This is a genomic window from Candidatus Obscuribacterales bacterium, assembly GCA_036703605.1.
Classification (GTDB): Bacteria; Cyanobacteriota; Cyanobacteriia; order RECH01; family RECH01; genus RECH01.
Window position 1 is genome coordinate 1 of the sequence record DATNRH010000177.1, and the last position, 26,555, is coordinate 26,555.

Below are 26,555 nucleotides of genomic sequence, written 5' to 3' on the forward strand. Positions count from 1 at the left end.
CGGTACCCAAGACAGTACGGGTTTCCTCAATCAGATCGGGGCTGAAGAGCGGATCGGGCTCACTCGACAGCCGCGGGCCGTTATTCAAAAACTGCGGGTTAATCAACTGGCTGTTGTAGACCAGCCCCACAGCCCAATGTCGCCCATCCTTCTCCTCTAGTTTGACAAACGAGCCAAACCCAAAGGCGTCAGCAGAGGGCGGATTATCTACCGCGTAGGCATCATCAAGCTGAACAATATAGTCGCAATGAGAATTGGACTTGACGACCTTTCCCAATCGCATAAACTCACCGCATTCTATGACCGACTATCAACCGACGTCCGTTGACCGGCACCCATGGGGGAGCGATCGCCTTCAATGCCCAATTCTAGCGCAGGGGTTGGCCAGGTGAACCAGGTTTGCGGTGCATCCCATCGGGATTCCCTTGCCATTCCATAAAGAATGCCTCCGCGCCCACCCACCATCGACCAAACGGCCCAAGTTGGGTTCAGCCCAGAGGACACTCAAGAGATTCTGTCAAGATGAGCTGAATAATCCGCACCGAAAGCGAATCACCCAAACCGACCTTGACCAACATCATCCTTCACCCTGCCCTATCTAGGACATGGCTTGAATGATGTAGTCAAAATAAGGAGCCGCTTCAGACGCATCTTCTGCACTAAGCAGCGCTAAAGACGCATTCTTCAGGCAACGAACAGCTTCAACCATACCGGGAACCGGAACTCCTAGGGAGTTGTACATTTCCCGAACGCCAATCAAGCCAATGCTTTCAATCGGCTCTTTGGATCCACACAAGATTCCATAGGTAATCAGGCGCAGGTACCAGCCGTAATCCCGGAGGCAAAGGGCCCGCTGTCTCTGTCCATAGGCGTTGCCACCAGGAGCGATAAAGTCAGGACGTTTGCGCCAGAGCTGCTTGCTGGATTCTTCTACAATTTTTCTCTCATTTTCAGACAGGGTTGTGACGATACGAATTCGTTGCTCACCCGTCTGAAAGAAGCTGCGCATGGTGCTCAGTTCGCCACTGCTGGGGTAGCGAAGTTCATCATCGGCATTGAGAATGACTTGGCTAACTACACTCATAGTTATCGTAGGAATTTTGTTGAAATGACTAGATTATCAGTAGTCTAGCGATTATGAGAGCCAGAAGAAAGGAACATCTGCATCAGGCGATCGCTAGGGTATCAGTCCCTATCGTCTCACTAGTCGAGTATTTTGCCAAAGTTCTAACCAAGACTAGCTTGAAAAGTCTGGAGAGCAGGCGATCGCTGTCTATCGACCAACCTGCTCTAGGCTTGATATCCCTTGGGTTTCACGCTAACGATCTCGATCGGGGGAGCGATCGCTTTTGTCTAGAAATGTTGCGAAACATAACGAACCTCTCACGAAAGCGATCGCCCCAGGCTCCTAACCTTCCTGAGGCACAAAGGTAAGAGCTGCCGAGTTCATGCAGTAGCGCTGCCCGGTGGGCGCTGGGCCATCGTCAAACACGTGCCCCAAGTGGGCTCCGCAGGACGCACAGACCACTTCCGTGCGCACCATGAAAAAGCTGCGATCGCTCTCTAGACCCACATGCTCATCTTGGATGGGAGCCCAAAAGCTCGGCCAGCCGGTGCCGGAATCAAACTTCGTCTCGGAGCTAAACAACTCGGTGCCACAGCAGACACACTGGTAAATTCCAGCTTGTTTGTTGTCGTGGTAAGCTCCGGAGAAGGCCCGCTCGGTACCTTTTTTACGGGTGACCTTAAATTGTTCTGGGGTCAGCTCTTGCTTCCACTCATCGTCGGTTTTCTGAACTTTCTGAATCATCATGCATTCTCCTATGGGTGGCAGGATCGTCCGTGATTGCCTGCGTTTAAATCGTTCTACTTGAATTGTTACAAATTTTGAACCCCAGAGGCGAGTCATCGCTCTGCCGACAGCGATCGCCTGTCTTGTTTTGCCACGTTGTATGCCCGAGTATGCCCGACTTTATGAAATACCCTCAGCAGGCAGATGCTCGCACCCTAGCATTTCTAGCCCTCAAAGCTATCCAACACGGTGGGTTTGCCAATGTGATTGTGGATGATGTGCTCACCCAGTCGCCCTTGCCCGATCGCGATCGCCGCTTGGTGGCAGAATTGGTCTACGGCAGTGTCCGTCGCCAGCGCACCCTCGATACCTTGATCGACCAATTGGCCAGTAAGCCTGCCAGCGACCAACCGCCCGATCTGCGGCTAATTCTTCACCTAGGGCTCTATCAACTGCGGTATCTTACCCACATTCCAGCCTCAGCAGCGGTGAACACCACGGTGGAGCTGGCCAAGCAGCAGCGGCTAGGCGGGCTGTCGGGCTTTGTCAATGGTCTACTGCGTCGCTATACCCGCTTGGCAGAGACCAACGTGGATCCCCTGCAGCTCCCCGAGGAGGCGATCGCCCGTCTGGGGCTGCAGTACAGCTATCCTGATTGGATCGTACAAGTCTATGTGGATCAGCTCGGCATAGCGGCCGCCGAAGCTCTGTGTGATTGGCTCAACCAGCCACCCAGCCTAGATCTACGGGTGAATCGTCTCCGGGCCTCCGTAGACATTATCCTCAAAGAATTTCAGCAAGCTGGCCTAGAAGCCGAGCCCGTCCCCCATCTTCCCGATGGCATTCGCCTACGCGGCGGCGGTGCGGTGCGATCGCTGCCGGGATTTCAAGAGGGACTCTGGACGGTGCAAGACAGTAGCGCCCAGTTGGTAAGCCATTGTTTAGATCCCCAGCCGGGGGAGGTGGTGATCGATGCCTGTGCAGCTCCCGGCGGTAAAACCACCCATATAGCTGAGCTGATGGGCGATCGCGGTACCGTGTGGGGCTGCGATCGCTATGCCAGTCGCCTCAAGCGTATTGACCAAACGGCCCAACGCTTGGGGCTAACCTCGATTCAAACCTGCCTGGGGGACAGCACTCAGATGGAGCAGTTTATCGACCAGGGCGATCGCGTTTTGGTGGATGCCCCTTGTTCTGGGTTGGGCACTCTGCACCGCCATGCCGACGCCCGCTGGCGACAAACGCCTGAAAGCGTTGAGGCGCTGGTGATCCTACAACAACAGTTGCTCACCCAAACAGCTACCTGGGTAAAGCCTGGCGGCTGTCTGGTGTATTCCACCTGTACGCTGCATCCAGCAGAGAACCAAGGTGTCGTCCAGCAGTTTCTCGCCAACCATCCCCATTGGCAGCTTCAACCGTTATCATCTATGGCGATCGCCACGCCCTATGACTCGTCAGAAGGATGGCTCACGGTTTGGCCCCATAGACATCACATGGATGGCTTTTTCATGGCCAAACTGAAGCGATCGCCCGAGTCATCTCGCGAATAACGGAGAACGATAGGCCCAGGATCAAGATTGATCCGATGGACTCGAATCGCCTTCACTACTGACTTTTGGAACAATGTCAGGACGATCCGCATCTTCCCAACCGGGCGGACGCTTAGAGTTGTACCAGGCAATGGAACCAATGGCAACCGCAGCAATAAATCCCACAACGTATACCGCTGTAAAGGCAACTGGAAATTGAGAAGCTGTCGCGGTTGCATCCATCAATACAATCATGGTGTATACCAGTCCTTAATAAATCAGCCCTACTATCCTAGGGGATGCCTCTGGGTGAGTCATCTCCCCTTAGTTCTATTCCCTAGTATCCCAGATTCACGCCGAGGGCGATCGCTATTGTAGGGGAGCCGGCTCCAACCCAGGCTCAACAGGCACTGGAGACGCTGACGATTCTGGGGCAGGTGGCGGCAGATCGAGCGGTGGTACTTCTGGCGGCACCTCTACCACAGGCGGTTCGGCAACAGGAGGCGCAGGCTCACCTTCACTGAAGCTATCCTGAGAGGCCGGTTCTGGCGCCGGTTCTGGCGCATATTCTGGCGGCGGACTATAGCCCTGATCTCCAGACTCCTCATAGCTGGGCGCATCAGGCTCTTCAGACCAACTTCCAGAGGATGCCGGCGTACTAGAACTAGAGGATGCCGACGGAGTTTGCGTTTGAGCACGTACAGGCTGGGCTTGAATCGTAGGTGTTCGTCCCTCCAGCGGGGGTAACTCAGGGAATGACTCCACCGGTAGTTCGTCCACAACGCGACTCATGAAGTCATGCCAGGTAAGAGCAGCGGTAGCACTAGCCCCCCATGTCCGAGTACTGTCATCATTGCCCAACCAAACCCCCGTGACCAACTGGGGGATGTAGCCAACGAACCACAGATCCCGATAATTTTCTGACGTCCCTGTCTTTCCTGCCACAGGACGCCCTGGGAGCGAGGCATTGACGCCCGTACCACTTTGCACCACCCCCTGCAGCATCCAGGTGACAATCGCAGCGGTATCTTCACCAATAGCTCGCTCTGGCGCTACCTCGGCTTCGTAGATCACCGTACCGTACCGATTGGTAACGCGCACAATACCATGGGGATCAGCATGGAGTCCTTCAGCCGCCAAGGTGCCATAGGCGCTGGTCATTTCCAGCAGGTTCACCTCCGAGGCACCCAGCGCCATGGAGTAGGTGGGCATCAAGGCGGATTGAATGCCCATTTTGGTCGCCACCTCAACCACCGGAGAAAAACCAACATCAATCAGGGTCTTCACGGCTACGACGTTGATCGACGAAATCAGGGCATCACGAATGCTGATCGTTCCTCGAAAACTACGGCCATAGTTTTGGGGTTCATAGCCATCGACCTTAAACGGCGCATCTTCGTAGGTTTTGTACGGAGACATGCCACTAGCGATCGCTGCCGCATAGACAAAGGTTTTGAAGGTCGAGCCAGGCTGACGCTGGGCTTGGGTCACTCGGTTAAACTGACTATCGTCAAAATCGGTCCCCCCCACCATGGCCTTAATTTCGCCCGTGCGTGGATCGAGGCTCACCAGCGCTGCCTGTTCAAAGGCTTCGTAGGTGCCGTAGTTTTCAATGGCATTTTCGATGGTTTCTTCCGCAATCCGCTGCCACTCTAAATTTAGGGTCGTTTCGACCACCAGCCCACCCAGCTCAAGCTGGTCTTGGGAGATCAACTCTGGCAGTTGCTGCTGAATGTAGATGGTGAAATAGGGAATCTCACTGTTGAAATATTTAGGCTCACTTGGATTGAGCGTTAAAGACTCAGCGATCGCTGCATCTCGCTCTGCCGGAGTAATGAACTCGGCTTCAACCATACGGTTGAGCACCACATCTCGTCGCTGCAGGGCCAGATCAGGATTGACCAACGGTGAGTAGTCGGTGGGGGCGGGAGGCAACCCAGCAATCAGCGCGGCTTCCGATAGGGTCAGATCCTCTACAGACTTACTAAAATAAACCCAGGCCGCATCCGCCACACCATAGGCTCCAGAGCCAAGATAGACCAGGTTGAGATATTGCCCTAAGATGCTGTCCTTCTCTAGCTCTTGCTCCATTTTTTGAGCTAAAAGAGCTTCCCGCAGCTTACGTTCATAGGTACGGTCTTGGTCAAGAAACACAATGCGAGCAAGCTGTTGGGTGATGGTGCTAGCCCCTTCTACCACTTCTCCCACCCGGATATTCGTGCGGGCAGCGCGCACGATCGCCCAGTAGTCTACGCCGTTGTGCTCGTAGAAGTTTTTGTCTTCGGCGGCAATAAACGCATTGACCAGCCTATCTGGCATGACGTCAAAGGCCACTTTTTCTCTAGTTGCAGGGCCAATGGTCTGCAAGATAGTACCGTCATCGGACTGGATCGTCAGCGTGCCATCCCGAGCGTAGGTGAGCACATCCGCGGCATCGGGCAGGTCTCGACGCACAGATTCCAACATGCGCACCGTTGTGAAGTAGCCACTACCCACAACGCCAACCGCTACACCTAAACCGGCACAGAGCCAGTAACGTCTAGCAAGGCGCCTGCGCTGGGACGGGGGTCGACGACGCGATCGCTTCTCGCGAACAGGACTCGATGCAGTATCAGACACTTGGGCATCTGCTAGGTCAGCGGGCGATCGCTCAGCGCGGGCCGACCACAGCGATCCAAACCAGGAGAGTTTGGGGGTATTAGGACGATTCATACCAACCACCTGCGACTGTTTGGTCTGTTTATCACAACTGGGATGCCCCTTCAGCCTCAATTGAAACGTCTTTAACGTTGTAAGGAAGTTTGTCACTAGAAATTCCTGCAGGTCTCACGGTTTATGGGGTATGGCTTTCAAGCCTTCCAACAAACTCAAGCGACTGAATCACTTAATTTCAAGCAAGGTGCGATCTAGAAGCATAGCCACATCCTAGATTCCACAAGCATTCCTGATGTCACAATCGCTTCTAGCCTAGCTCACTCAGGTGCCCAGCCTACTGAATAGAGCAGCTAAAAACTCCAGCATCAGGAAAAATGAGGTTGTATATGGCTGTACCTTAGCCCACGGCATTAGCCTCACGATATTGATCTAGACTATCGACTGGAAATTTAGCGAATTATGAACGTGGTTTTCAAAGTCTTAACACTATGAGGTATTAGTGTATCTTGTCTAGTCCCTCGCAGAAAGATCTCATGGCTCAACGACTGGGTTCAGTGTGAGGGTAGTCCGTTTGGCTAGGATAGGAGCATTGACCGATGGGTTAGGGGTTTCAGACACCCCAGCCTGTTGCCAAGCATGGAGATGTGATCGCTTCTATCTCCCTGATGTTGTCAAGATGTTGTGACGCTAGTTGGATCTATGAGTGCATCAGAACCAAGCAAAAAAAAAGAAGCCCTGCCAACAAGTGGGATTGGAGGACTTGTTGCTGGATTTAGCTATCCCCTCAGAGCGATCGCCTTTCTGCAACAGACCCCGCGCCTAGCCTGGTATGTCTTGATTCCCATCATCATCAATGTCATCGTCGGCGGCACCTTCTACACCTGGGCTCTCTCAGCAGGCTTTAACGGCATTGATGGGCTAATGGCCGGTCTGCCGGACTGGGCACGATTTCTGGAGCTGCTGCTCCGAGGCTTACTGGCCATTATCTTGTTGATTGCCACGGGACTGCTGCTGCTGCAATTTGGCGGCATTCTGGGTTCGCCCCTCTACGGACGGCTATCGGAAGAGCTGGAAATTCTGCGCACAGGACATAAACCCGAGGACGTCCCTGGCATTGGCAGCATTGTGCGGGATATTTGGCGCGCTATTTTGTTTGAGCTGAAAAAATTGGTGCTGGTGATCGGGTTAGGTCTACCGCTGTTTTTCATCGGCTGGTTTCCCGGCATTGGCACGGCGATCGCCACCGTAGGCAGCATTGGACTGGGGGTGACTATTGTTTGCTTAGACTTTTTTGATCCGGCTTTGGAACGCCGCCGCCTGCGATTTCGCGACAAGCTAGGCTGGGTGCGCCGCAGTTTTCCAGCCAGCGCCACCTTTGGCCTGGTCAGTCTAGGACTGGTGAGTATTCCCTTCGTCAACCTGCTGGCCATTCCCCTTTGCATTACGGCGGGCACCTTGTTTTTCTGCGATCGCATTTTGCCCAAACTGGAACCGGGCAATCGCGACTAGCCATCCCAGCGTTCCACCAGGGTGGAAATCCCTAAGCCACCGCCCACGCCAATCAGCGCCAGGCCACGCCACGCTCCCGGCGAACGATGGCGAACCAAATCGGTAAACAACCGCGTCATTAAAATCGCCCCGGAGGCCCCGTAGGGATGGCCCAGGGCGATCGCGCCACCGCCAGGATTCACCAACTCAGGCGGAATCTCTAGGACATCTAAGCAAGCCAAAACTTGGGCGGCAAAGGCTTCGTTAAACTCCACGTGGTGCACCTCTGCCCAGGTGAGCGCCGGGTAGAGGTTCAGGAGTAACCGAGTTGAGGCGACGGGGCCGATGCCCGCTAGGTTAGGATCGACGCCTGCGATCGCCGCGTCCACAAACCGTAGCCCCTGACGAATGCCCAAGGCACGGCACTGCTCCTCCGCCATGATCAGCACCGCCGCCGCTCCGTCGTTGATCGGGCAGGCGTTGCCTACGGTTACCGTTCCCTCAGGACTAAACACCGGCGGCAGCTTTGCCAAGCGTTCTAGGGATAAACTAGCCCTGGGACAGTCATCGTCGGTCACCCTGGTTTGGCTAGACAGGGGCACCGGCACCCGTTCTAGAGCAAAACGTCCTGCCTGCTCCGCCGCGATCGCCTTCTGATGACTCTGGAGAGCGTAGGCATCTTGGCGATCGCGGCGAATGCCGTAGGTTTGGGCCACTTGATCTGCCGCTGCGCCCATATCTGGATCACCGAGGGCTGCCGGAGCAAAGCGGGCCCGATGGGTGAACCGAGGCAGGTCATAGAGGGAAGCAGGTTTCTCGATCCGCCAAGGTGCCGTACTCACGCTTTCCATACCGCCAGCTATGTAGCAATCGCCCGCCCCCGATTGAATTAGTCGAGCTGCTAGATTAATGGCCGCCAACCCCGATCCACACTGGCGATCCACCGTCAGCCCCGGCACCGAGACTGGAAAACCTGCCGTCAGCGCCGCCAGCCGGGCCGGATTGCCCCCTGGGCCCATCGCATTACCCAACACCACATCCGCCACCGCATCGGGGCCCAGCCCCACATCCTCTAGCAAGGCCCGCAGTACAGGAGCTGCCAACTGCTCCACCGAGAGCGATCGCAGCGATCGCCCCACCCGCCCAATGGGGGTACGTCGGGCCGCCACAATGATCGGCGCACGGCTCATCGCAGCACCTCCAGCTCCGGCGCAGCCTCTAGGAGCCACTGTCGCAGCACTAGACGATCCAGCTTGCCGCTCGGGGCGATGGGCCAGCGGGAGGTGGTGTAGAACTGCTGAGGACAGTGGGCACGGGGCACCTGGGTGCGCATCCAGGTCAACAACTGTCGCCGCGTCGGTCGTTCTGCTCCCTGCCATGCCAGCACCGCCACCAAGCGATCGCCCCGCTGCTCATCCGGCACCCCCACCACCACCGCTTGCTGAATGTCTAACCGCTGCTCTAACACCTGCTCAAGCTGCCGAGGATAGAGCGTCAAGCCGCCGGTGGTGAGGCGATCGCCCTCCCGTCCTGCCAGATACAGCCAACCTTGGTCATCCAGCCAACCGCGATCGCCCACCGTGGCCCAATTCCCAAGCCAGCGCAGCCCCCCCGGCTCATCGGCCAAATACCCCAGACTGATCATGGAACTTTGGATGGCAATCCAGCCCACCTCCCCCGGTTCACAGCGATCGCCATCATCCCGCAACACCGATAGACGAACCCCAGCCATGGCCCGGCCCACGGATGCCGACGGTGGCGACTCCTGAGATGACCGCAGGCTGACAAAACTTAGCTCCGATGCACCGTAGTAGGCATAGGTCACCGCCTTAGGAAAAACGGCCGCTGTGGTTGCAGCCAAGGACGCCGGACAGCGACTGCCAGCACAAACCACGCCACGCACCGACAGATAGACACCGCGCCGCCGTTCTGCCAAACGAGCGATCGCCCCCACCATGGTGGGCACCCCCACCAGCCAGGTAATCGCCGCCTGATCGAGCAGGCGCAAACCTTGGCGGACGCTGAAATAGGGCAATAGATACAGAGTTGCCCCCGCCTGCAAACTATCCACAGCAGTGAACAACGACAGGCTGTAGGCCAACGAGCCGGGCACCAAGACGCGATCGCCCGCCCCGATGCCAAATTCCTGACGGCTGACCGCAAAGCTATCGATCCAAGACTGATGGTGACGCAGGATGCCCTTGGGTAGCCCAGTGGTTCCCGAAGTAAAGCCAATGTAGAAAGGCGTATCGGGGGCGATCGCTTGGGGCATAAATGTCTCGTCTCCTAGTTCCCAATCCGTATCGACATCCCACACCAACAGTCCCGGCGGCAGATGGTCGGCCAGGGCCACCATCCCTTGGGTATCCGTCACCAACAGATCCGGCGGGTAGCGGTGCAAAGTGGCCTGGATCTGAACTGGAGACCAGTCGGGATTCAGCACCACAGCCACGCCACCGATCAGGGACGTGGCCCAGAAAGTGACCAGGGTCTCCAAGCGATTGCCCAAGAGTAAACCCACCCGCAAGGTACAGGCCGCCAGCCGAGGATCAGACCAACCATCCTGACGCTCCACGGTCTGCAATCGAGCCGCCATCTGCTGGATCCGCTGCCCCAGATCACCGTAGGTATAGGTGCGATCGCCCACCACCACCGCTGGACGATCGGGCCAGGTTTGGGTCACCCGCAGCAATCCATCTGCGATCGCCATTTAGCGCTTCAAATCCGGCATAGCTCGCCACACCGCCTGCAGGGTCACACTGGCTAGCACCGCCTTCACCACATCACCGGGAATAAAGGCCGCCGACCCCGCGAGAGCTTGAACAAGGGACAGCTTCGCCGCCACCGCCAGCCAGGGCACGCCAATGGCATAGACCACGCCCAGACCACCGATGATGTTGATGGCGATCGCTTTCGGTAAATGGGGGCGACGACAAAACCGCTCCATCAGCCAACCAATCACCGCCGCCGCCACGGGAAAGGCAGCCACGAACCCTCCCGAGGGCCCGAGGAATACGCCCAGACCACCGCGCCCACCGGGCAACACGGGCAAACCGATGGCAACCAACACCACAAACACCAGCAGCGCCAAGCCACCCCGCTTGCCACCCAGGATGGATCCAGCCAGCATCACCCCCAGGGTTTGGGCCGTAATCGGCACCGGCAAGCCCGGCACCGGCACCGGCGGCAGCAGGCCAAGCACCGCCGTTAGGGCTGCAAAAAGCCCCACATAAACTAAATCAAGAGTTTTCATCGCTAGGGCAACCGTAGTCTTCGCGGGTTAGACTATAGCGCAAATGCGATCGCTAATTCTACGACCCTAGGGGCAGGGCGAATCATCACAGGGCAAGTCTGCAGTGGAACTGCGGTGGAGCTGCCTTTCCAAAAACACCAGCAAATCTGCGACGGTGCTGGGTGTGAGTTGATCGAGGCGATCGCTGATATCCACACCAAACCGCCGACAAAAGTCATCACACAGACAAAGCTGCCAATCAAACCAGCAGACATGGGCCCACTGCAGGTCATCATCGAGGCGATCGCTGGGCCGCAGCCGCGCCACCTGTAAGCCCGAATATTGTTCTAAATGGATATAGGCAAAGCTAGCCACCGCTCGGGAAATACCCCACGACTCTCGCAGGACGGCCGCCCACTTATCTAGGCTGAGGGGCGAGCGATCGCCCAGCCAACTGTTGACCCGCCGTCGAATTCGTAGGTCAGGACTGAGAGCTTGATAGGTGGAAACATTGCGAACTAGATTTCTGAACTTTTGCCACATAACCGGAAGGAAGCCTCGCGCTATGCCGGACCCTTTCCTTCAGTGTGCCCAAATTGTCATAGAACTCTCAAATCAGCGCCCTGTATCTTGTCTACCCCTTGATGACCTATACATGAACCGTCCATAACGTACGCCCTCCTCCTGATCGGTGTTGGGCGTAGCGATTGGTAAGCCTTTCGACATCGCTCCTATGCTCCAATCCTGATGAAAAGAGGGTTGAGCGGAGTCGAAACCCGGCCGCTTCATTGAATTGAGTCTACCCGCTGACTAGCATGTCGAGCTTTTCGAACTACGCCAATTCCGAAAGCTCCACCACATTGCCATCGGGATCATAGGTGAACAACGCTGCCCGTCCCGAAGCACTGCGCTGCACCGGATAGCCTCGCGCCGTCAGATGGGCCGCTGCCTCATCCACACTGGCGACCGCAAAGGCTACATGGCGATTGCGTCCCCATTTTTGGCGATTATGCAGTCCATTAGGCACTTGCTCATCCACCATCAAATGCACCTGATATTCACCTAATTGATACCAAGCTCCTGGGTAGTTGAGCGATCGCTCCACCTTAGACAAGCCCAAGATATCACCGTAAAACTGCTCTGCCTGCGCTAAATCAGAGACCAATACAGCGGTGTGTAACGGTTTCAGAATGGTAATGCCCATACACAGTCCCCCATCAACAATACAGATTCCCGATCGTCCCTCAAGGTTAGGCGTAACCTCTTAATTCAGAAAATTTGAGCTTTATTTGATACAAGCCATCCCCGTAGATGCTCGGAATACCCAGTGGTATGAGGAGCGATCGCACCCCAGAGTTGCGGATCCTACGCTAGCGATCGCCCAAGGAGAGTGGCACACTAGACAACAATACAAAATTCACGAATTGTCTAGAACTATTTGTCAGAACTATGAGCCTAAACTCAGTATCCCTAGTCGGACGGGTCGGTGGAGATCCAGACGTGAAGTATTTTGAATCCGGTAGCGTGGTCTGCAATCTGACCTTGGCCGTCGATCGCCGTCGCCGCAATTCGGATGACCCCGACTGGTTTAGCCTAGAGATGTGGGGCAAAACTGCTGAAGTCGCTGCCAACTATGTGCGCAAGGGCAAGCTAATTGGCATTACCGGCACCCTTAAGTTCGATCACTGGACGGATCGAGCGACTGGCATGCCCCGCTCTCGTCCCGTCATCCGGGTCGATCGCCTAGAACTACTCGGCTCTAAGCGAGACGAGGCGGCCATGGGTGGCGGTGCTGGACAGAGCTACGACGAATTCTAGGAAGCCGGCTTACTTGAATCCGATTGGGCTGGATTTAGATTGGATCTAACTAGATTGGATTTAAATGGAGCTAAGGAGATTCGAACTCCTGACCCCCTCAATGCCATTGAGGTGCGCTACCAACTGCGCTATAGCCCCGTTTTGTGCATCTCCCATGATGCAGTGAAGCATGAGGATTCGTCAAGCCCTAACGCCAAAAAAATCCGTCAACCCTCCTGTAAGCTCCCATTTCCGTGCGATCGCCTCTGATTTGTCCCCCCGATTCGCGGTAAATTCTTCGAGTACCCTGTTTTTGAGCGATCGCACGTCTTAGCCTATGACTTCCTCGTTACCCGACCAGCCCAATCCATCCATCGATGGCTCGGCTCCCACCCCCGAAGACTTGCAGACCCTCATCACTGCCCTGCGCCGCAAGGAAGGAACCTGGGTGCTGTGGGGGCAATGGTGCCAAACCCTGCAAAAGGCAGGGCGATCGCCCCAGCAAATTTTTGAAGAAACTGGCTTCGAACCAGCCCAGCAAAATCAGATTATCGTTGCCGCCCAAGTCTATGGCTCCATGGTAGACGTTGGCATCTCGCCGGAGGTGCAGGTCTATTTTGAGCAGCGGGGCAGCGATAGCCTCTACGAATTTCGCATCTTGAGCCAGGAAGACCGGGCCGCCGCCGCCACCCTAGTGCTCCAGCGCGGCATCGACTCGGAAGGATCGCGCGATGTAGCCAAAGCAATCAAGGAATTTTCTCGGTTTTCAACCCTACCCAATGGCTTTTCCACCAAAGCCGGAGACGCCGTTGCCTACAGCTACTACAAGCTAGCCCGCCAGCAGCCAGACTTAGCGGAGCGATCGCGCCTGATTGCTCAAGCCTTGCGGTTCGCTGACACCGATGATGCCCGCCAGCAGATTCAGGAGCTGTTGATGGAAGGGGTGCAGATGCGATCGCGCTCCGCTCCCTTAATTTCGGTCTATCGCCTAGAAGAGGACGATGAACTACCTCGGGTGCTCCCCGTCGCTGGACGGATGCCCCTCACCTTAGACGACTGGAAAGCGGTGCCCATTGTTGAAGCCGAGGGTAGCTTCCGCGTAGTGCCCTTCAACGGAAGCGGTGCCTGGGTTGCCTTGCCTGGCTGGTCAGTGGTGCTCCATGCCGATGATCCGGTTGCCATCCTAGCCCAGAGTGATCAACTACCACCGCCCCTCGATACGAAATCTGAAGAGGTGCTGGTTTTAGTCGATCGCTCCCAGCGCGACTGGCAAGCAGACAGCTACTTCCTAGCGGCTGAAGATGACCACCTCACCGTCCAGTGGTTCGAAAGCCCCCCTGAGCATCCGCTGTTGGGACGGGTGTTGCTCGCCGTGCGTCCTAAGAAGATCTTGGATGAAGACTACGTCAAAGATCCTTGGCAAATCGACGAGTAGACATCTGCCTGACCTAGGTAGGACAATCTGCCACCTATACACACCGGCAAAGATACAAGGGTGGGCCAGTGCCCACCCTAAACTACAGCTCCTCACCAAGAGACAGCCGCAGGATCGTTGATTTAGCCTTCTCCTAGCACTCGATTCACACAGGTGTCTACGATGGCATCAAACTCCGCCGGGGGCTCCTGCCCTTCGCGGATGTCTTGATCCACTTGTGCAAACTCATCAAAGGTATAGAGAGCCTGAATTTCATCCAGGGTGCAAGCGCAATAGTCACCGGCTTGTTCTGGAGTAGCACCCGCCTGCACAGCCGACGCTTCACAGCTTTCTAAAAAGCTAGATACGGCTTCTGGTGGATAGGTATTGGCGTCACCGCTAGCAACAGGTTCTTCTGGAGCTGCCCCTTCGGTAGTGTCTGGTTCAGGTGTCTCAGCCGTGCTGGTATCTGGTTCAGGATCGACCGCCTCATCATTGGCAGGCTCTTCGGTGGTGACATCAGTATCGGGTGTAGCTGCTTGATCCGTCTCGCCACCACAGGCCGGGGCGATCGCCAGCAAAACACAAGCACCAAGCATGGACAAATACTGTCGAGTAGTCATAATGTTTTTGTTAACCCTATGCAATGAGTCGGACAGAACCTCGCTCACAAAAGCGGGTGCTTAGCTTACTAACTAAGTCAACAACTTCTTATCGTTGAATTAAGCCATACCACATTAGAGTATTTGGGGATAGAAGTGCAAATATCGGCCCTCCTCTAGGTCAAGCGCTCCTGTCCAACGCTCTGCCATCCAGCCCAAACTACCTAGGGCTGAATCTTATAGGGCGATTCAATCGGCTCCGCCTCCCCCTTCAACACGAGGGCTTGATAGACCATACTGATAATTTCCGCTCGGGTTGCAGGACGATCGGGCTCTAGCGCTAAGGTCTCAGGATCACCCACCACCAGCCCGGCCTCCGTGACCGCCGCCACGGAGGGAATCACGGCTTCCGGAATCTGATCGCGATCGCTATAGACGCCTAACACCTCATCGAGCGGTCGGGTCGAAGGTTCAAGCGATAGCCCTCGATTCAGCGATTGAAAAAGTTGAGCACGGGTTAACCCATCCTCTGGATGGAACCGATCCTCCGCATCCCCCGACAAGAAGCCCGATTTCACCGCCATCTCAATGGCATCTAGGGCCCAGTAATCGTCTGGCACATCCACAAAACTTGACGCAACTCGGCGTTCTGGCTGGGGTAGGGCGGCATAGAGCAAGGACGCATAGTCAGCGCGACTCATGGGTTGCTCAGGCTGGAAGGTTTGCCCTGGCAAAGGCTCTACGTAACCTAGCTGCACCATCTGATCGATAAATGGCTTGGCCCAATAGTCATTAGGTACATCGATCAAGGCGATCGCCGCTACTGTAGCTGTTGAAGATGCTGCAGGAACAGCAGACCCTGTAGACCAGTCTTGACGACTCCGCTCAGCCTGCCAATGGGCGATCGCCCCTCCCGCTTGGCTGGGTTGAGGTGTCGTTGACACCCTTGCTGGCGATGGGGGACGTTGCATCATAGCTCTAGGTCGGTCTTCATCCGCCGCCGCTCCAGAGGTCGGGCCAACGACCCTATCTTCAGAAGGCAACACCGCCGGCGAGTCTCCCGGAGCGATCGCACTCCTCCAATCCATTCGTTGTCCTAGCCCAAAAACAGCAATACTACCCATGGCTCCTAGGGCAACGATGACCGCAACCCACTCATCTAATCCACCACGGGCATCGGACGACGGTTTAGATTCGGGAGACATAGGCAACGCTGCTAATCAACGACAGTATTATGGCCCAGATCTGTATGAAATACTAGGGTTCACATCTGGGCCAAGCAACCACGCGCCCCTAAGAACGGGATGCATACTGACGAGATTCCACCGCTGCCGCTAGGGTTTTGAGCATGGTCACGGTTGTATCAAAATCGACACAAGCATCGGTGATGCTCTGCCCATAAACCAATTGACGGCGATCGCTACAGATTTTTTGGCTGCCAGCCACCAGATGGCTTTCGATCATGACACCCATCAGGTGCTTAGAACCAGCCTTCACCTGAGCTGCCACGCTCTCTAGCGCATCCACCTGTCGGCGATAGTCTTTTTGAGAGTTGCCGTGGCTGCAATCCACCATCACATGGGAATTCAGCCCCAGCCCCGCCAGCTTGCCAGCGGCTGTCTCCACATTGGTGACATCGTAGTTGGGGCCCGTACTGCCGCCCCGCAACACGAGATGCCCGTCGGGATTGCCAGTGGTGGCGACGATGCTGGCTAGACCGTCATGATTAATGCCTAAAAAGCGATGGGGCTGACTAGCGGCCAGCATGGCATTGGCGGCAATATGCAAACTGCCGTCAGTACCGTTCTTATAACCAATGGGCATGGAGAGCCCCGAGGCCATCTCCCGGTGGGTTTGGCTTTCGGTGGTACGTGCCCCGATCGCTGTCCAGGAAATCACATCAGCAATATATTGAGGAATAATTGGATCCAGCAGTTCTGTAGCAGATGGTAGACCCAATTCAGCCAGGTCTAGCAGCAGCTTCCGAGCCAAGCGTAATCCTGTATTAATGTCGTAGCTGTCATCTAGGTGAGGATCATTGATCAGACCTTTCCAACCCACGGTGGTGCGAGGCTTTTCAAAATAAACCCGCATCACAATCTCAAGCTGATCCTGTAGCTCAACCCGTAGACGTTCTAGCTTTTGCCCATAGTCGTAGGCTGCCTCTACGTCATGAACCGAGCAAGGCCCAACAATCACTAACATGCGGTGATCTTCGTGGCGCAGAATGTTACGAATGCGATCGCGTGTGGACTCAACGAGTGCAGCAGCCTGGTCGGTAATAGGCTGCTCGTGGTGAATCATCGCCGGGCTGATTAGCGGGCGAGTTTCTACAACATGGAGGTCGTAGGTCTTATGCATAATGTCGTCGGTCGAAATTGCAGAGGGTTCAAACGAAATGACAGGCGGTGGAACCAGATAGTTCTATTGTGGGCGCTTTTGGGGCGGAATCCAACTGAATTCGTCCAACTTTACCCAAACAAAACAATGCCTTTGCAGACTTAAGGGATCGTGCACAATAGCTTTTTAGCGATCGCCCATGATCCACGCGAGCAGGCCCAAAGCAATGACAACCCCGATGGACGTTGGCAGATGAAGGACATCCAACAACCGCAGCGGTAGATATACCAAGACACCCGTGATGCCGAGGGCGATCGAAAACAGGATCATCAGACCAGCTACCATGAGCTACTCCTCATACCCGGTGTCGATATCAATGGTTAAGGTTTCTTCATCAATCCGAATGTAAAGCACATTAGGACGACAGCACACCTGACAATCTTCAATGTAAGACTGTTGATTCCCTCCACTCAAGTCTACAAATGTTAAGTTCATCTCGCCACAGTAGGCACACATATAGTCAGACGTTGTTTGCATAAAGGGTTACAGGTGGAACAATGGCTGGACATCATCAGCCGATCTCTATCTATTGTGGCCCATAGCTGGATCGTCTAGAACCACCGTGGGGCGATCGCGCCTGATCCACCAGGGAATCCGTGGGCAAATCGTGATTGGCCCCTTAGACTTGAATGGATCTAAACTCTATAGCGCTCAGTGGATGATAGTCCCCTGTATTCAGCGTTGCGGCCCTTCTAGGCTTAGGCAGCGATCGCCATTTGGAACTGCTCCACCCCAGCAGATGTCCCCTAGGCAAGCGTCAACTATCCCAGCCCTTGTTTAGATTCGCTTTTACGCTACCGGAGAGGATTTGCGGTCATGTTCGACCTGCTCACCCGTGCCCTGTTGTGGCTGTTAGTTGGAATTGGTCTATGGTACTTATTCAACAACCTCATTCCGAAAAACTACCTCACATGGCTAGGCGGGTTTGTGCTATTCGCGGCTATTTTTCTGGCCTTTCGAGATCCCAATGATCGAATCATTTCGACGGTTTGGACCATTTTATCCTTCCCGCTACGCCCCCTAGGGTTGGCGATTGTGCTGCTGGTGAACGCCGCTAAACGCAAAGAATGGAAAAGCATGGCCGCCCGAGAAGCCTCCATTGCCCTAGCCGTCTTGCTCATCTGTAGCATCCCCGTCTTTCCCTTTTGGTTATCAAGCCAAATGGAAGCATCGATCATGGCAGAGGCCAACCCATCAGAGCTGATTGTTCGCCAAGGCGATACCCCTCTGCCCGTGCGCGGCATCGTTGTCCTTGCCACCCGCATCACCCAAAGCTCCCTTGACCCGGTGCAGCCGATTCGCTACATCAACTCCGATGATCGAATCGGAGCGCCCCTGCGGCAACGCCTCGACCATGCCGCCCAAATCTATGGTCAAGTGATCACGATCCAAAATCCCTTCCCCCAGGTGATCGTCAGCGGGCAAATTGGCAGCGATGCTGAAGCCAACAGCATTCAAAACTTCTTGGTGAGTCTAGGGGTGCGTCCGCGTGACGTTACGGTGGATCGGAGTGGCGCAACGATTTACCGCAGTGCTGTCAACACCAACGAAAGCTTTGGTAATCAATCAGGGGTAGTGATTTTGGTGGCCCCGTCCCTCACGCTGCGCCGAGCCACGGCGACCTTTGCCAAGATCTATCGCCCAGGCGATCGCCTCGTGCGCCCCATTCCGACCGACTTAATCCAATTTCAGCCTAGTTCCGGCAGTATTCCGATTCGGGTGACCGATCTCTTGCCGAGCGTCGAAGCGCTGGCCTTAACAACCTATATTATTGATGAGTATCTCACCTCGATTTACTACTTTTTGCGAGGATGGGCCCAGCTTGATTACCCGCTCAACTATTCCAATTGTTGCGGGCTATAGCAGTTAGGCTACTAGATACGGAATGAGCCCAGAATGCCCATAGGCAACAGCAGAGCATAAGGAACGCACGGAGAGCATGGTCACGTTTTTGTTGGAAGTTGGAACCGAAGAACTACCCGCTAGCTTTGTGGGAGAGGCGCTAGAGCAATGGCGATCGCGGATTCCGGCGAGTCTCAGTGAACAGTTTCTCACCAGCGATCGCATTGAGTTTTACGGCACCCCTCGGCGTCTGTCCATGGTGATTCAAGGGCTCCCAGTTCAACAACCCGATCGCCAAGATGAGATCAAAGGCCCATCAGCCCAAGCCGCCTTTAAGGATGGCCAACCCACTAAGGCACTGCAGGGCTTTGCACGATCGCGGGGAATTTCCATTGACGACGTCGAAATTCGCAGCACAGAGAAAGGCGACTTCGTCTTTGTGCAGCAAACTATTCCCGGGCGGCCAACGGCAGATCTGTTGACCGAGCTGATTCCCAATTGGATTTTGAAGCTAGAAGGACGGCGCTTCATGCGCTGGGGCGATGGTGATCTCCGCTTTCCGCGCCCCATCCGCTGGCTCGTAGCCCTCTTGGATGATGCCGTCCTACCCCTCACCCTCGACAACGCCTCGGAGCATTGCAGCAGCGATCGCCTCTCCCAGGGTCATCGCGTCCTCCATCCAGAACCGGTGGTGATTCCCACCGCAGCCGACTATCTGTCTTGCCTAGAAGCTGCATCCGTGCAGGTAGCGGTGAGCGATCGCCGTCAGGCCATTGAACAGTCGATTCATGATCTCGCCGCATCCCTGGGCGGCACAGCCCTGGTGAATCCTAGCCTCTTAGCTGAAGTGACCGACTTGGTGGAATGGCCCACAGCGATCGCTGGCTCCTTTGATCCAGACTTCTTAGAACTGCCGCCCGAGGTGATTATCACCGAAATGGAAAGCCACCAGCGCTATTTCCCCGTGCTCAAAGCGGCTGGCTCCAGCGACCTGCTGCCCTACTTCATCACCATTTCCAATGGCGATCCCGCCAAGTCGGCAATCATCAGCGCTGGCAACGAGCGAGTGCTGCGGGCCCGTCTGTCAGACGGCAAGTTTTTCTTTGATGCCGATCGCACCCAGCCTCTAGAAGCCTACCTACCACGCCTCGACAGCGTCACCTTCCAAGAAGATCTGGGCTCCGTACGCGAGAAGGTGAACCGAATCACGCACATTGCCGATGCCATTGCCGACCAGCTTGATCTATCCGAGGGCGATCGCGCCGAGGTGCAGCGCAGTGCCCTGCTGTGCAAAGCCGATCTGGTCACCCAGATGGTGGGCGAATTTCCTGAACTGCAAGGCGTCATGGGCTACCACTATGCGATCGCCAGCGGTGAATCGCCCGCCGTGGCCCAGGGCATCATGGAACACTATCGCCCCAAAGGAGCTGGGGATGCATTGCCCACCAGCCTCACCGGCCAGGTCGTGGGCTTAAGCGATCGCCTCGATACCCTCGTCTGCATCTTCGGTCTAGGACTTTTGCCCAGCGGTTCCTCCGATCCTTTTGCTCTGCGGCGAGCCGCCAATGCCATCGTCCATATTACCTGGGGTGCAGAGCTGCCGATTCAGCTCAACAAACTGCTGGAGAAGGTTTCTACTGAATTTGCCGCCAGCTTCCAGCGCGACCATGCCGCTACATTGCTCAGCCAACTGCAAGACTTCTTCCTGCAGCGAGTGCGCACCTTGCTGCAAGACGATTTGGGCATTGACTACGACTTGGTGAACGCCGTCCTGGGCGAAGGGGATGCCGACTATAGCGATCGCGCCTTGAGTAACCTGCTAGATCTCCGCGATCGCGCCCAGTTTCTGCAAACCATCCGCCAAAACCACACCCTCGACGCCATCTACGAAACCGTTAACCGGGCAGCTCGTCTGGCTGCCCAGGGTGACTTGGATACAACATCCCTCGATCCCCAAGACTGGGTGAATCCCAAGTTCTTCCAGCAGCCCTCAGAAACCGCCTTCTATGAAGCCTTGATTGCCCTGCTGCCCACCACTCAGTCTGCCCAAGCTGAGCGCGATTACCAACGATTAGTAGACGCCCTCACTGAGATTGCTCCGGTGGTGCGCGACTTCTTTGATGGGCCCACCAGCGTACTGGTCATGGATCCCGATGCCAGCATTCAACAAAACCGTCTCAATCTGCTAGGGCTGCTGCGCAATCATGCGCGGGTGTTAGCTGACTTCGGCGCAATTATCAAACCCGCCTAGGAGCGATCGCCCATGCCTGAATTGCCTTGGTCAACCGACGGCAGCACCATCCTGGTTCTTGCCGTCTTGCATTGTGTGATTGGAGTAACCGCCGCCTTGGTCGCCCAGCGGCGCGGTCGGCGATTAGGCAACTGGTTAATCCTTGGGCTCATCGGCGGCACGGCGGCCTTGGTCGCCGCTTGCTTCGTACCCGCTAAGCGAGACTAGGCGATCCAGGCATTCTCTCGCCGATCGATAGCAATCGATAGCGGAAGTTCCGTAGGTGACCTCAATTCAATGAAGCGGCCGGGTTTCAACGTCGCTCAACCCTCTTCTTGTAAGAATTTAAGCCCATCGTTACGTCCTCTCACTTAGAAGAACCACCAGATTAATCCGTCGGCTTGTCACCTTGATTTCGCCGTCGATATTGCTTCGCCTTCGCCTGTAAATCCTGGAAATAGTCTGTTTCAGTAATCTCAGCTACTTCCTGGGAGCGTTTGGATTGGTTAATTTCAATGCGTAACGCCTTAACCTGCTCCTTTAATTGCCTCTCGCGGGTGACCACTTCCTGCACCATCCGCTGGAAGATTTTCGCTAGCTGCCCTAGCTCATCCCCTCGCGTCGCCACTGTTTCTAAGCGCTCTTGATGGGTACGCAACTCCTCCGATTGATCGGTCTCCCCGCTGGTCAACTGCTGAGACACCCGAGCTAAGTCTTGAATGGGGCGAATCACCGTGGGTTTGAGCAAGTTGTTCAGAGCTAGGATGGCGATCGCAAATACCCCCAGAAACACCCCCATCACCATCACCGAGGATTGGCGAGCAGCCTGAAATACTTCATCCGCCGGTACATACACCACCTGCACCCCAGCAATGGAGTCTAGCTCCCAGCCAAAGCCATTCTCACGGCCGTAGAGATCTAGCATGGCCTGGGGTGCATCCTCTGGGCGTCCGTGGCATTCTAGACAACTTTGGTTTTTAATAGCGATTGGGCGAGCGCTAAAGAAAAAGGAGCCCTGAATCGGCAAGGTGCGGAAATCTGACATTTCCCGTTCCTCAGGATGTTTCTGAAAGAACTGAATCAGATCCATTTCAAAATCATCCGCCTGATCCATAGGATTAGTGGGGTTAAACATAGCCTCCTTGTAGGCTACCTCACTAAACCCAGTTTGCTCATGCAGCATTTCAAAGACCCGACGGGACGAATAGGAGGGCACCGTCTGGGGCAGAAATTCATCCTCACCAAGAGGAGCCTGAAGTAGTTCCCGAACTTCTCGATCGGTATAATTTCGGACTGAGTCAATGGTTTGCAGCAACACTAATCCCTGGGAAGCTACCTGGTTTTCAGCTTTATGTTGCAGGGCATTGGATAACACCAAGCCACCAATTGCACTTCCCAAAATAAACACCACGAGGAGAAGGGCAGAAAATTTTGAGCTCAGTTTTAGCTGGCTGAAGCGGAATGATGAGGGCATAGCGTTTGAGGGGCGATACAACAGAGCAAGGACAAGCAACTAGACAAACCGTAAGATCATTAATGCTGGCAGTATTAATGCTTACAGTAACCCTGACTCAACCCATCGGCAGTCGGTACCAAAAATAGCAAAGCATTGTGTTGTTCATAGTGTAGCTTTCATCTGGAGTACCGCGCGATGGCCCACGGCGATCGCCCCCATCTCCCCTAGCAAGGGAAGCAGGGGTGGAACTTCCGTCTTGCTTTTATCCGTCTACATAGGTTGGCGACTGAGATCCAGACGCAAAGGGATGCAGCTTTATAAAAGGTTGGCTATTGTAGTGGCACGATGGGGGCTCATGTAGGGTCGATGCATGACCGATGATGCGCCCCATGTCTACTGAGCTATGGGATGTGTCAGTGTCAACCCCATTAATCTACCCGATGGACGCGCGATGAACTACCAACTAATTTCCGTTTCTGTACTAAGTATGACGATGTGGGTCGCTGGAGGCTCCCTGCCCAGTCTTGCCCAAACCATGGAGGAAACCCCTCCCGCCGTACAGCCCATCCCCTCGCCAGCCGAGTCAGACTATCGCCGAGGGATCAACGATTTAGACCAAGGAGACTATGACGACGCGATCGCTCACTTCACCGAGGCGATCGCCCTCGATCCATCCTACGCTCCAGCCTATGCTGCTCGGGGTACGGCCTACCTCGCTCTTGATAATCTGCAGAGTGCCCAAGCTGACTTCAACCAAGCACTTGCTCTGGATCCAGACAACATCATGGCCTACCAGGGTCGCGGCAATGTCTACACCCGTCTAGAGCGCTATGCCGACGCCATGGCTGATCTTGAAGACGCCCTACGCCTCGATCCCTTTGCCCCCCTGAGCTACCTCTACCGTGGTATCCTCTACGCCAGCATGGGTGAACATCGCCTGGCGATCAGCGACTTTGACGAAGCCCTTACCCTACAACCAGACTACCCAGAAGCGCTCGTCTACCGAGGCTCAAGCTATACGGCTCTCGGCAATCGGGATGCGGCGATCGCCGACTACAGCCAAGCGATCGCCCTGCGCCCTAGCTACACCGAAGCCTATATCAACCGAGGTCTTGCCTACTACAATGCAGGCAACCTAGAATCAGGAGCTGCAGACTTCAATGAAGCCATCCGCCTCGATAGCAACTCTGCCAGCGCCTACCTCAACCGCGCCTACGTCTTTTCCGCCGGTGGTAACCTAGCCGCTGCCCTTAGTGACTATGATGCTGCCCTAACCCTAAATCCCAACTATGCAGAAGCCCATATGGGTCGTGGGTTAGTCTTATCCGCGACTAATAACCCCGCTGAGGCGATCGCAGCCTTCAGTCAAGCGATCGCTATCCGCAACGACTACACCGCTGCCTACAAAGCTCGGGGGGACGTCTATCTAAGTATTGGCGACGCGGCCAATGCCCTCAACGACTTTGATGCCGCCATTCAGCGCCAGGCAAACTATGCCGAAGCCTACCAAGGGCGCGCCAGTGCTCGGTTAGCGCTAGGCGATACCAGCGGCTCCATGGCCGATCTTACCCAGGTGATTGCCCTAGATGGCACCAATGCTCGTGCTTATCTCGATCGCGGTTCGCTCCGGGCCGGCATGGGCGATACCGCTGGAGCAATTACAGACTATACAAGCGCGATCGCCAGTAATCCCCAACTTGGTGATGCCTACTACGGTCGTGCTTTATTGCAGGTGGAATTGGGCAATCTCAATGCGGCCATGCAGGACTTTGAAACCGCCTCTACCTTATTTCTTGAAATGGGTATGGCAGGCCGGTATCGCGACACTTTGGAGCAAATGCGGGCGTTACAGTAGCCAGTTACGATTCAAATAAGCTTAGGGGGACTGGTGAACGGCACAGTCCCTTTTTTTGTGGGGGGAGCGATCGCCGGAGACGACGTTATTAATATCATTTGAGGAAAAGAGGCAGCAGTTGACGAAGATACTGGAGGAGCAGTTTGCTAAAAGTGCGAAACTAGAGGTAGCGATTCAACAAGACTTGACCCTATTGAGAATGTAGAAGCATGACAAACAAGACGGGCTTAGGCATCAAGGAGCTGCTGTACGATAGGCGATCGCAGATTCTGGCGATCGCTGAAAAGCATGGCGCTTATAACGTGCGAGTGTTTGGCTCAGTGGCACGGGGGGAAGCAACTGACAAGAGTGATATTGATTTTTTGGTGGATTACGATTTGGAGAACATCACACCTTGGTTTCCAGGTGGGTTGTTGCTGGACTTAGAACAGCTTTTGAACCGCAAGGTGGATATCGCGACAGTGGACATGTTGAAGGAGCAGATTCGCGATCGCGTGTTGCGCGAGGCTGTGACGCTATGAGGCGTGAGGCAGAGCGGCTACAGGATATTCTGGAGGCGATCGCTGCGATCGAGCAATATACCCGTCAAGGACGGCAAACATTTGATGAACAAGAGTTAATTCAGGTTTGGGTAGTGCATCATCTTCAGATTATTGGAGAGGCAGCAAATTTGTTGTCGGCTGATTTGATAAATCAGTATCAGGAGGTGCCATGGGCACAAATTGTAGCGTTTAGAAATATTGTGGTACATGAGTATTTCCAGGTATCACTGAATTTGGTCTGGTCGATTGTTCAGAATAATTTGCCGCTGTTAAAGGTGACCGTGGAAAGGATGGTTCAGGAGCTTTGAAATCCATGAAGCCAAAAAAGCGATCGCACCATATCTCACAGCAAGCATCGCCAACAATACTAGAGGAGCAGTTTACTGACTGTGCCCAACTAGAAGTGGCAATTCAAACCTTAGAAAGTGATAGATAAAGAAAACTTTAATACAACAACAATTATGCATTTATACATAAATAATTCAGGAAAGCGGTACCCAGCTCACAAACCTGGAAGACAAGCTAAACAAAGACGTTGACATTACCTCCTTCCTTAGCTGACCATATCTGAAAAAATTGTTCTGCTTGGCGATACCATCGGCGCTGAACTCGACAGGGAGATACAAAAATTATGGGGGCTAGCACGTGAAACTACCTCATTCTGATCAAGCACTGATTTTGTTTGACAAACTAGAGGGCTATTCACTCAATCCAAGTCATTCCGAAGGTCGCCATAAAGCTGTTGTGTTTCAGGCCGCACTGGGGCTTGGCTTAGAACATGCAGAGAAACTAAGGAGCGCTCTACGTCAAGCAGCCCAAACTGAAGACGCTATACCAACACAACAAAATGTCTATGGACAGAAATATCAAATCGATTTCACTATGACACGCGGCAACAAAAGCGCCATCATTAGAAGTATCTGGATCGTCCTACGGAATGAAGACTTCCCCCAACTCGTCACCTGCTATATTCCCTAGATTCCAGGAGGCTCAAATCATGAAACTCTTAGACGCGGTAGCCCTCATCCAAGACATACCCGACCTCAATCTTCACAAGGGACAGGTCGGTACCATTGTTGAAATCTATGAACCAGGTGTTTTTGAGGTCGAGTTTATCGACCTCAACGGCAAGACCTATGCACTAGAAACTCTAAGTGCCCAACAGTTAATGCAGCTCTACTATGCTCCCCTGCCTCAAATTGCATAACATATCGATCTGGGGGCATGGAACTTGATGCCCCCAGTGGTTTGGAGCTAACGCACTTGGGCGATCACCGTGCGGTGACGTGGAGTGTTGGAGGTTATCGTCGGACGGGTGAAGCCTGCATCATAGATAGCTTGCGCTAAGTCTAGGTTAAAGTATTCGTCCAAACATGGCTCGGTGCTCTTGAGCAAGGTCAAGATGTAGGGCGGCATTTGGGCATAGATATCCGACTGGGGGTTCATGTCCATAATGGCCAGATGCCCACCGGGGCGCAACACTCGCCGTGCTTCTTGCAAAATGGCGATCGCTGCCGATTGGGGCAGTTCGTGGAACAGGAGGTGGGTCGAAACGAGGTCTACGGATGCATCCGGCAGTCCTGTCTGCTCGGCGGCGGCGTGGAGCCAGCGAGGTGCGGGGGAGCCTTGGGGATGCTTGCGGGGAGTTTGATATTGGGCGATCGCCAAGAAATAGGGCGATAAATCGAGCCCCAGGAGCTGTGCCTCAGGGAAAACTTGTT

30 protein-coding genes and 1 tRNA gene are annotated in these 26,555 nt (G+C 54.8%); 12 read left to right on the forward strand and 19 right to left on the reverse strand.

Annotation, left to right across the window (positions count from 1 at the left end; all coding sequences use genetic code 11):
• From V6D20_03615 to msrB, 4 genes are all read right to left on the reverse strand, one after another.
• The coding region (locus V6D20_03615) for a hypothetical protein (protein ID HEY9814878.1) at positions 1–283 on the reverse strand (283 nt) is incomplete at its 3' end.
• Between the two features lie 14 nt (positions 284–297).
• On the reverse strand, positions 298–432 hold the full coding sequence (locus V6D20_03620; protein ID HEY9814879.1) for a hypothetical protein: 135 nt from the start codon (positions 430–432) through the stop codon (positions 298–300).
• Positions 433–598: 166 nt separating this feature from the next.
• Complete coding sequence (apcD, locus tag V6D20_03625) at positions 599–1,084, reverse strand: allophycocyanin subunit alpha-B (GenBank protein ID HEY9814880.1); 486 nt, start codon at positions 1,082–1,084, stop codon at positions 599–601.
• 324 nt (positions 1,085–1,408) lie between these two features.
• Positions 1,409–1,813: a peptide-methionine (R)-S-oxide reductase MsrB gene (gene msrB / locus V6D20_03630; GenBank protein ID HEY9814881.1), complete on the reverse strand. Its 405-nt coding sequence runs from the start codon at positions 1,811–1,813 to the stop codon at positions 1,409–1,411.
• Positions 1,814–1,887: 74 nt separating this feature from the next.
• On the opposite strand from msrB, the gene V6D20_03635 reads away from it, so the two are divergent.
• Positions 1,888–3,342, forward strand: a complete 1,455-nt coding sequence (locus tag V6D20_03635; protein ID HEY9814882.1) for a 16S rRNA (cytosine(967)-C(5))-methyltransferase — start codon at positions 1,888–1,890, stop codon at positions 3,340–3,342.
• 21 nt (positions 3,343–3,363) lie between these two features.
• Here the strand turns inward: V6D20_03635 and V6D20_03640 are convergent, their stop codons facing one another.
• Positions 3,364–3,576, reverse strand: a complete 213-nt coding sequence (locus V6D20_03640; GenBank protein ID HEY9814883.1) for a hypothetical protein — start codon at positions 3,574–3,576, stop codon at positions 3,364–3,366.
• A 114-nt stretch (positions 3,577–3,690) separates the two neighbouring features.
• Entirely contained in the window at positions 3,691–6,033 is a 2,343-nt protein-coding gene (locus tag V6D20_03645) for a penicillin-binding protein 1A (protein ID HEY9814884.1), read from the reverse strand.
• A gap of 642 nt (positions 6,034–6,675) precedes the next feature.
• Here V6D20_03645 and V6D20_03650 point away from each other — a divergent pair.
• Positions 6,676–7,485, forward strand: a complete 810-nt coding sequence (locus tag V6D20_03650; GenBank protein ID HEY9814885.1) for an EI24 domain-containing protein — start codon at positions 6,676–6,678, stop codon at positions 7,483–7,485.
• Here V6D20_03650 and V6D20_03655 read toward each other — a convergent pair.
• The 5 genes from V6D20_03655 to V6D20_03675 form a co-directional block, all read right to left on the reverse strand.
• Positions 7,482–8,654 (reverse strand): thiolase family protein, encoded by a 1,173-nt coding sequence (locus V6D20_03655; GenBank protein ID HEY9814886.1) that lies wholly within the window; start codon positions 8,652–8,654, stop codon positions 7,482–7,484. The two genes, V6D20_03650 and V6D20_03655, sit on opposite strands and share 4 nt — an antisense overlap.
• On the reverse strand, positions 8,651–10,174 hold the full coding sequence (locus V6D20_03660; protein ID HEY9814887.1) for an AMP-binding protein: 1,524 nt from the start codon (positions 10,172–10,174) through the stop codon (positions 8,651–8,653). Before V6D20_03660 ends, V6D20_03655 begins: the two co-directional genes overlap by 4 nt.
• Positions 10,175–10,717 carry a biotin transporter BioY gene (locus V6D20_03665; GenBank protein ID HEY9814888.1) on the reverse strand — a complete coding sequence of 181 codons (543 nt, stop codon included), beginning with the start codon at positions 10,715–10,717 and terminating at the stop codon, positions 10,175–10,177.
• A 66-nt stretch (positions 10,718–10,783) separates the two neighbouring features.
• The gene (locus V6D20_03670) at positions 10,784–11,239 is read right to left on the reverse strand and encodes a hypothetical protein (protein ID HEY9814889.1); all 456 of its coding nucleotides are present in this window, start codon (positions 11,237–11,239) and stop codon (positions 10,784–10,786) included.
• Positions 11,240–11,528: 289 nt separating this feature from the next.
• Positions 11,529–11,900, reverse strand: a complete 372-nt coding sequence (locus V6D20_03675; protein ID HEY9814890.1) for a VOC family protein — start codon at positions 11,898–11,900, stop codon at positions 11,529–11,531.
• Positions 11,901–12,145: 245 nt separating this feature from the next.
• Here V6D20_03675 and V6D20_03680 point away from each other — a divergent pair, with 245 nt between their 5' ends.
• Complete coding sequence (locus tag V6D20_03680; protein HEY9814891.1) at positions 12,146–12,514, forward strand: single-stranded DNA-binding protein; 369 nt, start codon at positions 12,146–12,148, stop codon at positions 12,512–12,514.
• Between the two features lie 65 nt (positions 12,515–12,579).
• Here V6D20_03680 and V6D20_03685 read toward each other — a convergent pair.
• A tRNA-Ala gene (locus tag V6D20_03685) sits at positions 12,580–12,652 on the reverse strand.
• 178 nt (positions 12,653–12,830) lie between these two features.
• Between V6D20_03685 and V6D20_03690 the strand changes: the two genes are divergently transcribed.
• Positions 12,831–13,928 (forward strand): RuBisCO accumulation factor 1, encoded by a 1,098-nt coding sequence (locus V6D20_03690; protein ID HEY9814892.1) that lies wholly within the window; start codon positions 12,831–12,833, stop codon positions 13,926–13,928.
• A 122-nt stretch (positions 13,929–14,050) separates the two neighbouring features.
• On the opposite strand, the gene V6D20_03695 is transcribed toward V6D20_03690, so the two are convergent.
• The 5 genes from V6D20_03695 to V6D20_03715 all read right to left on the reverse strand — a co-directional run bounded on the left by V6D20_03695 (position 14,051) and on the right by V6D20_03715 (position 17,386).
• Positions 14,051–14,530, reverse strand: coding sequence for a hypothetical protein (locus tag V6D20_03695; protein ID HEY9814893.1), 480 nt, complete (start codon positions 14,528–14,530; stop codon positions 14,051–14,053).
• Between the two features lie 203 nt (positions 14,531–14,733).
• Positions 14,734–15,714 (reverse strand): S-layer homology domain-containing protein, encoded by a 981-nt coding sequence (locus tag V6D20_03700; protein HEY9814894.1) that lies wholly within the window; start codon positions 15,712–15,714, stop codon positions 14,734–14,736.
• A gap of 88 nt (positions 15,715–15,802) precedes the next feature.
• Entirely contained in the window at positions 15,803–16,870 is a 1,068-nt protein-coding gene (locus V6D20_03705; protein ID HEY9814895.1) for a 3-deoxy-7-phosphoheptulonate synthase, read from the reverse strand.
• 165 nt (positions 16,871–17,035) lie between these two features.
• On the reverse strand, positions 17,036–17,194 hold the full coding sequence (locus tag V6D20_03710; GenBank protein HEY9814896.1) for a hypothetical protein: 159 nt from the start codon (positions 17,192–17,194) through the stop codon (positions 17,036–17,038).
• Between the two features lie 3 nt (positions 17,195–17,197).
• Positions 17,198–17,386, reverse strand: a complete 189-nt coding sequence (locus V6D20_03715; GenBank protein ID HEY9814897.1) for a CPXCG motif-containing cysteine-rich protein — start codon at positions 17,384–17,386, stop codon at positions 17,198–17,200.
• Between the two features lie 339 nt (positions 17,387–17,725).
• On the opposite strand from V6D20_03715, the gene V6D20_03720 reads away from it, so the two are divergent.
• The 3 genes from V6D20_03720 (at position 17,726) to V6D20_03730 (ending at position 21,209) form a co-directional block, all read left to right on the forward strand.
• Entirely contained in the window at positions 17,726–18,772 is a 1,047-nt protein-coding gene (locus tag V6D20_03720; GenBank protein HEY9814898.1) for a YdcF family protein, read from the forward strand.
• A 76-nt stretch (positions 18,773–18,848) separates the two neighbouring features.
• Positions 18,849–21,002, forward strand: a complete 2,154-nt coding sequence (gene glyS, locus V6D20_03725; GenBank protein HEY9814899.1) for a glycine--tRNA ligase subunit beta — start codon at positions 18,849–18,851, stop codon at positions 21,000–21,002.
• 12 nt (positions 21,003–21,014) lie between these two features.
• Positions 21,015–21,209, forward strand: coding sequence for a hypothetical protein (locus tag V6D20_03730; GenBank protein ID HEY9814900.1), 195 nt, complete (start codon positions 21,015–21,017; stop codon positions 21,207–21,209).
• A gap of 160 nt (positions 21,210–21,369) precedes the next feature.
• On the opposite strand, the gene V6D20_03735 is transcribed toward V6D20_03730, so the two are convergent.
• Positions 21,370–22,455: a DUF3365 domain-containing protein gene (locus V6D20_03735; GenBank protein HEY9814901.1), complete on the reverse strand. Its 1,086-nt coding sequence runs from the start codon at positions 22,453–22,455 to the stop codon at positions 21,370–21,372.
• A gap of 469 nt (positions 22,456–22,924) precedes the next feature.
• On the opposite strand from V6D20_03735, the gene V6D20_03740 reads away from it, so the two are divergent.
• The 5 genes from V6D20_03740 (at position 22,925) to V6D20_03760 (ending at position 26,041) form a co-directional block, all read left to right on the forward strand.
• Positions 22,925–24,292 carry a tetratricopeptide repeat protein gene (locus V6D20_03740; protein ID HEY9814902.1) on the forward strand — a complete coding sequence of 456 codons (1,368 nt, stop codon included), beginning with the start codon at positions 22,925–22,927 and terminating at the stop codon, positions 24,290–24,292.
• A gap of 209 nt (positions 24,293–24,501) precedes the next feature.
• A complete protein-coding gene (locus V6D20_03745) occupies positions 24,502–24,813 on the forward strand; it encodes a nucleotidyltransferase domain-containing protein (GenBank protein HEY9814903.1) in 312 nt (103 codons plus the stop codon).
• Positions 24,810–25,142, forward strand: coding sequence for a HepT-like ribonuclease domain-containing protein (locus V6D20_03750; GenBank protein ID HEY9814904.1), 333 nt, complete (start codon positions 24,810–24,812; stop codon positions 25,140–25,142). Before V6D20_03745 ends, V6D20_03750 begins: the two co-directional genes overlap by 4 nt.
• 337 nt (positions 25,143–25,479) lie before the next feature.
• A complete protein-coding gene (locus V6D20_03755) occupies positions 25,480–25,812 on the forward strand; it encodes a hypothetical protein (GenBank protein HEY9814905.1) in 333 nt (110 codons plus the stop codon).
• 19 nt (positions 25,813–25,831) lie between these two features.
• Positions 25,832–26,041 carry a DUF4926 domain-containing protein gene (locus V6D20_03760; protein ID HEY9814906.1) on the forward strand — a complete coding sequence of 70 codons (210 nt, stop codon included), beginning with the start codon at positions 25,832–25,834 and terminating at the stop codon, positions 26,039–26,041.
• A 47-nt stretch (positions 26,042–26,088) separates the two neighbouring features.
• Here V6D20_03760 and V6D20_03765 read toward each other — a convergent pair.
• Positions 26,089–26,555 (reverse strand): class I SAM-dependent methyltransferase (locus V6D20_03765; protein ID HEY9814907.1); only part of this gene is annotated, 467 nt, incomplete at its 5' end.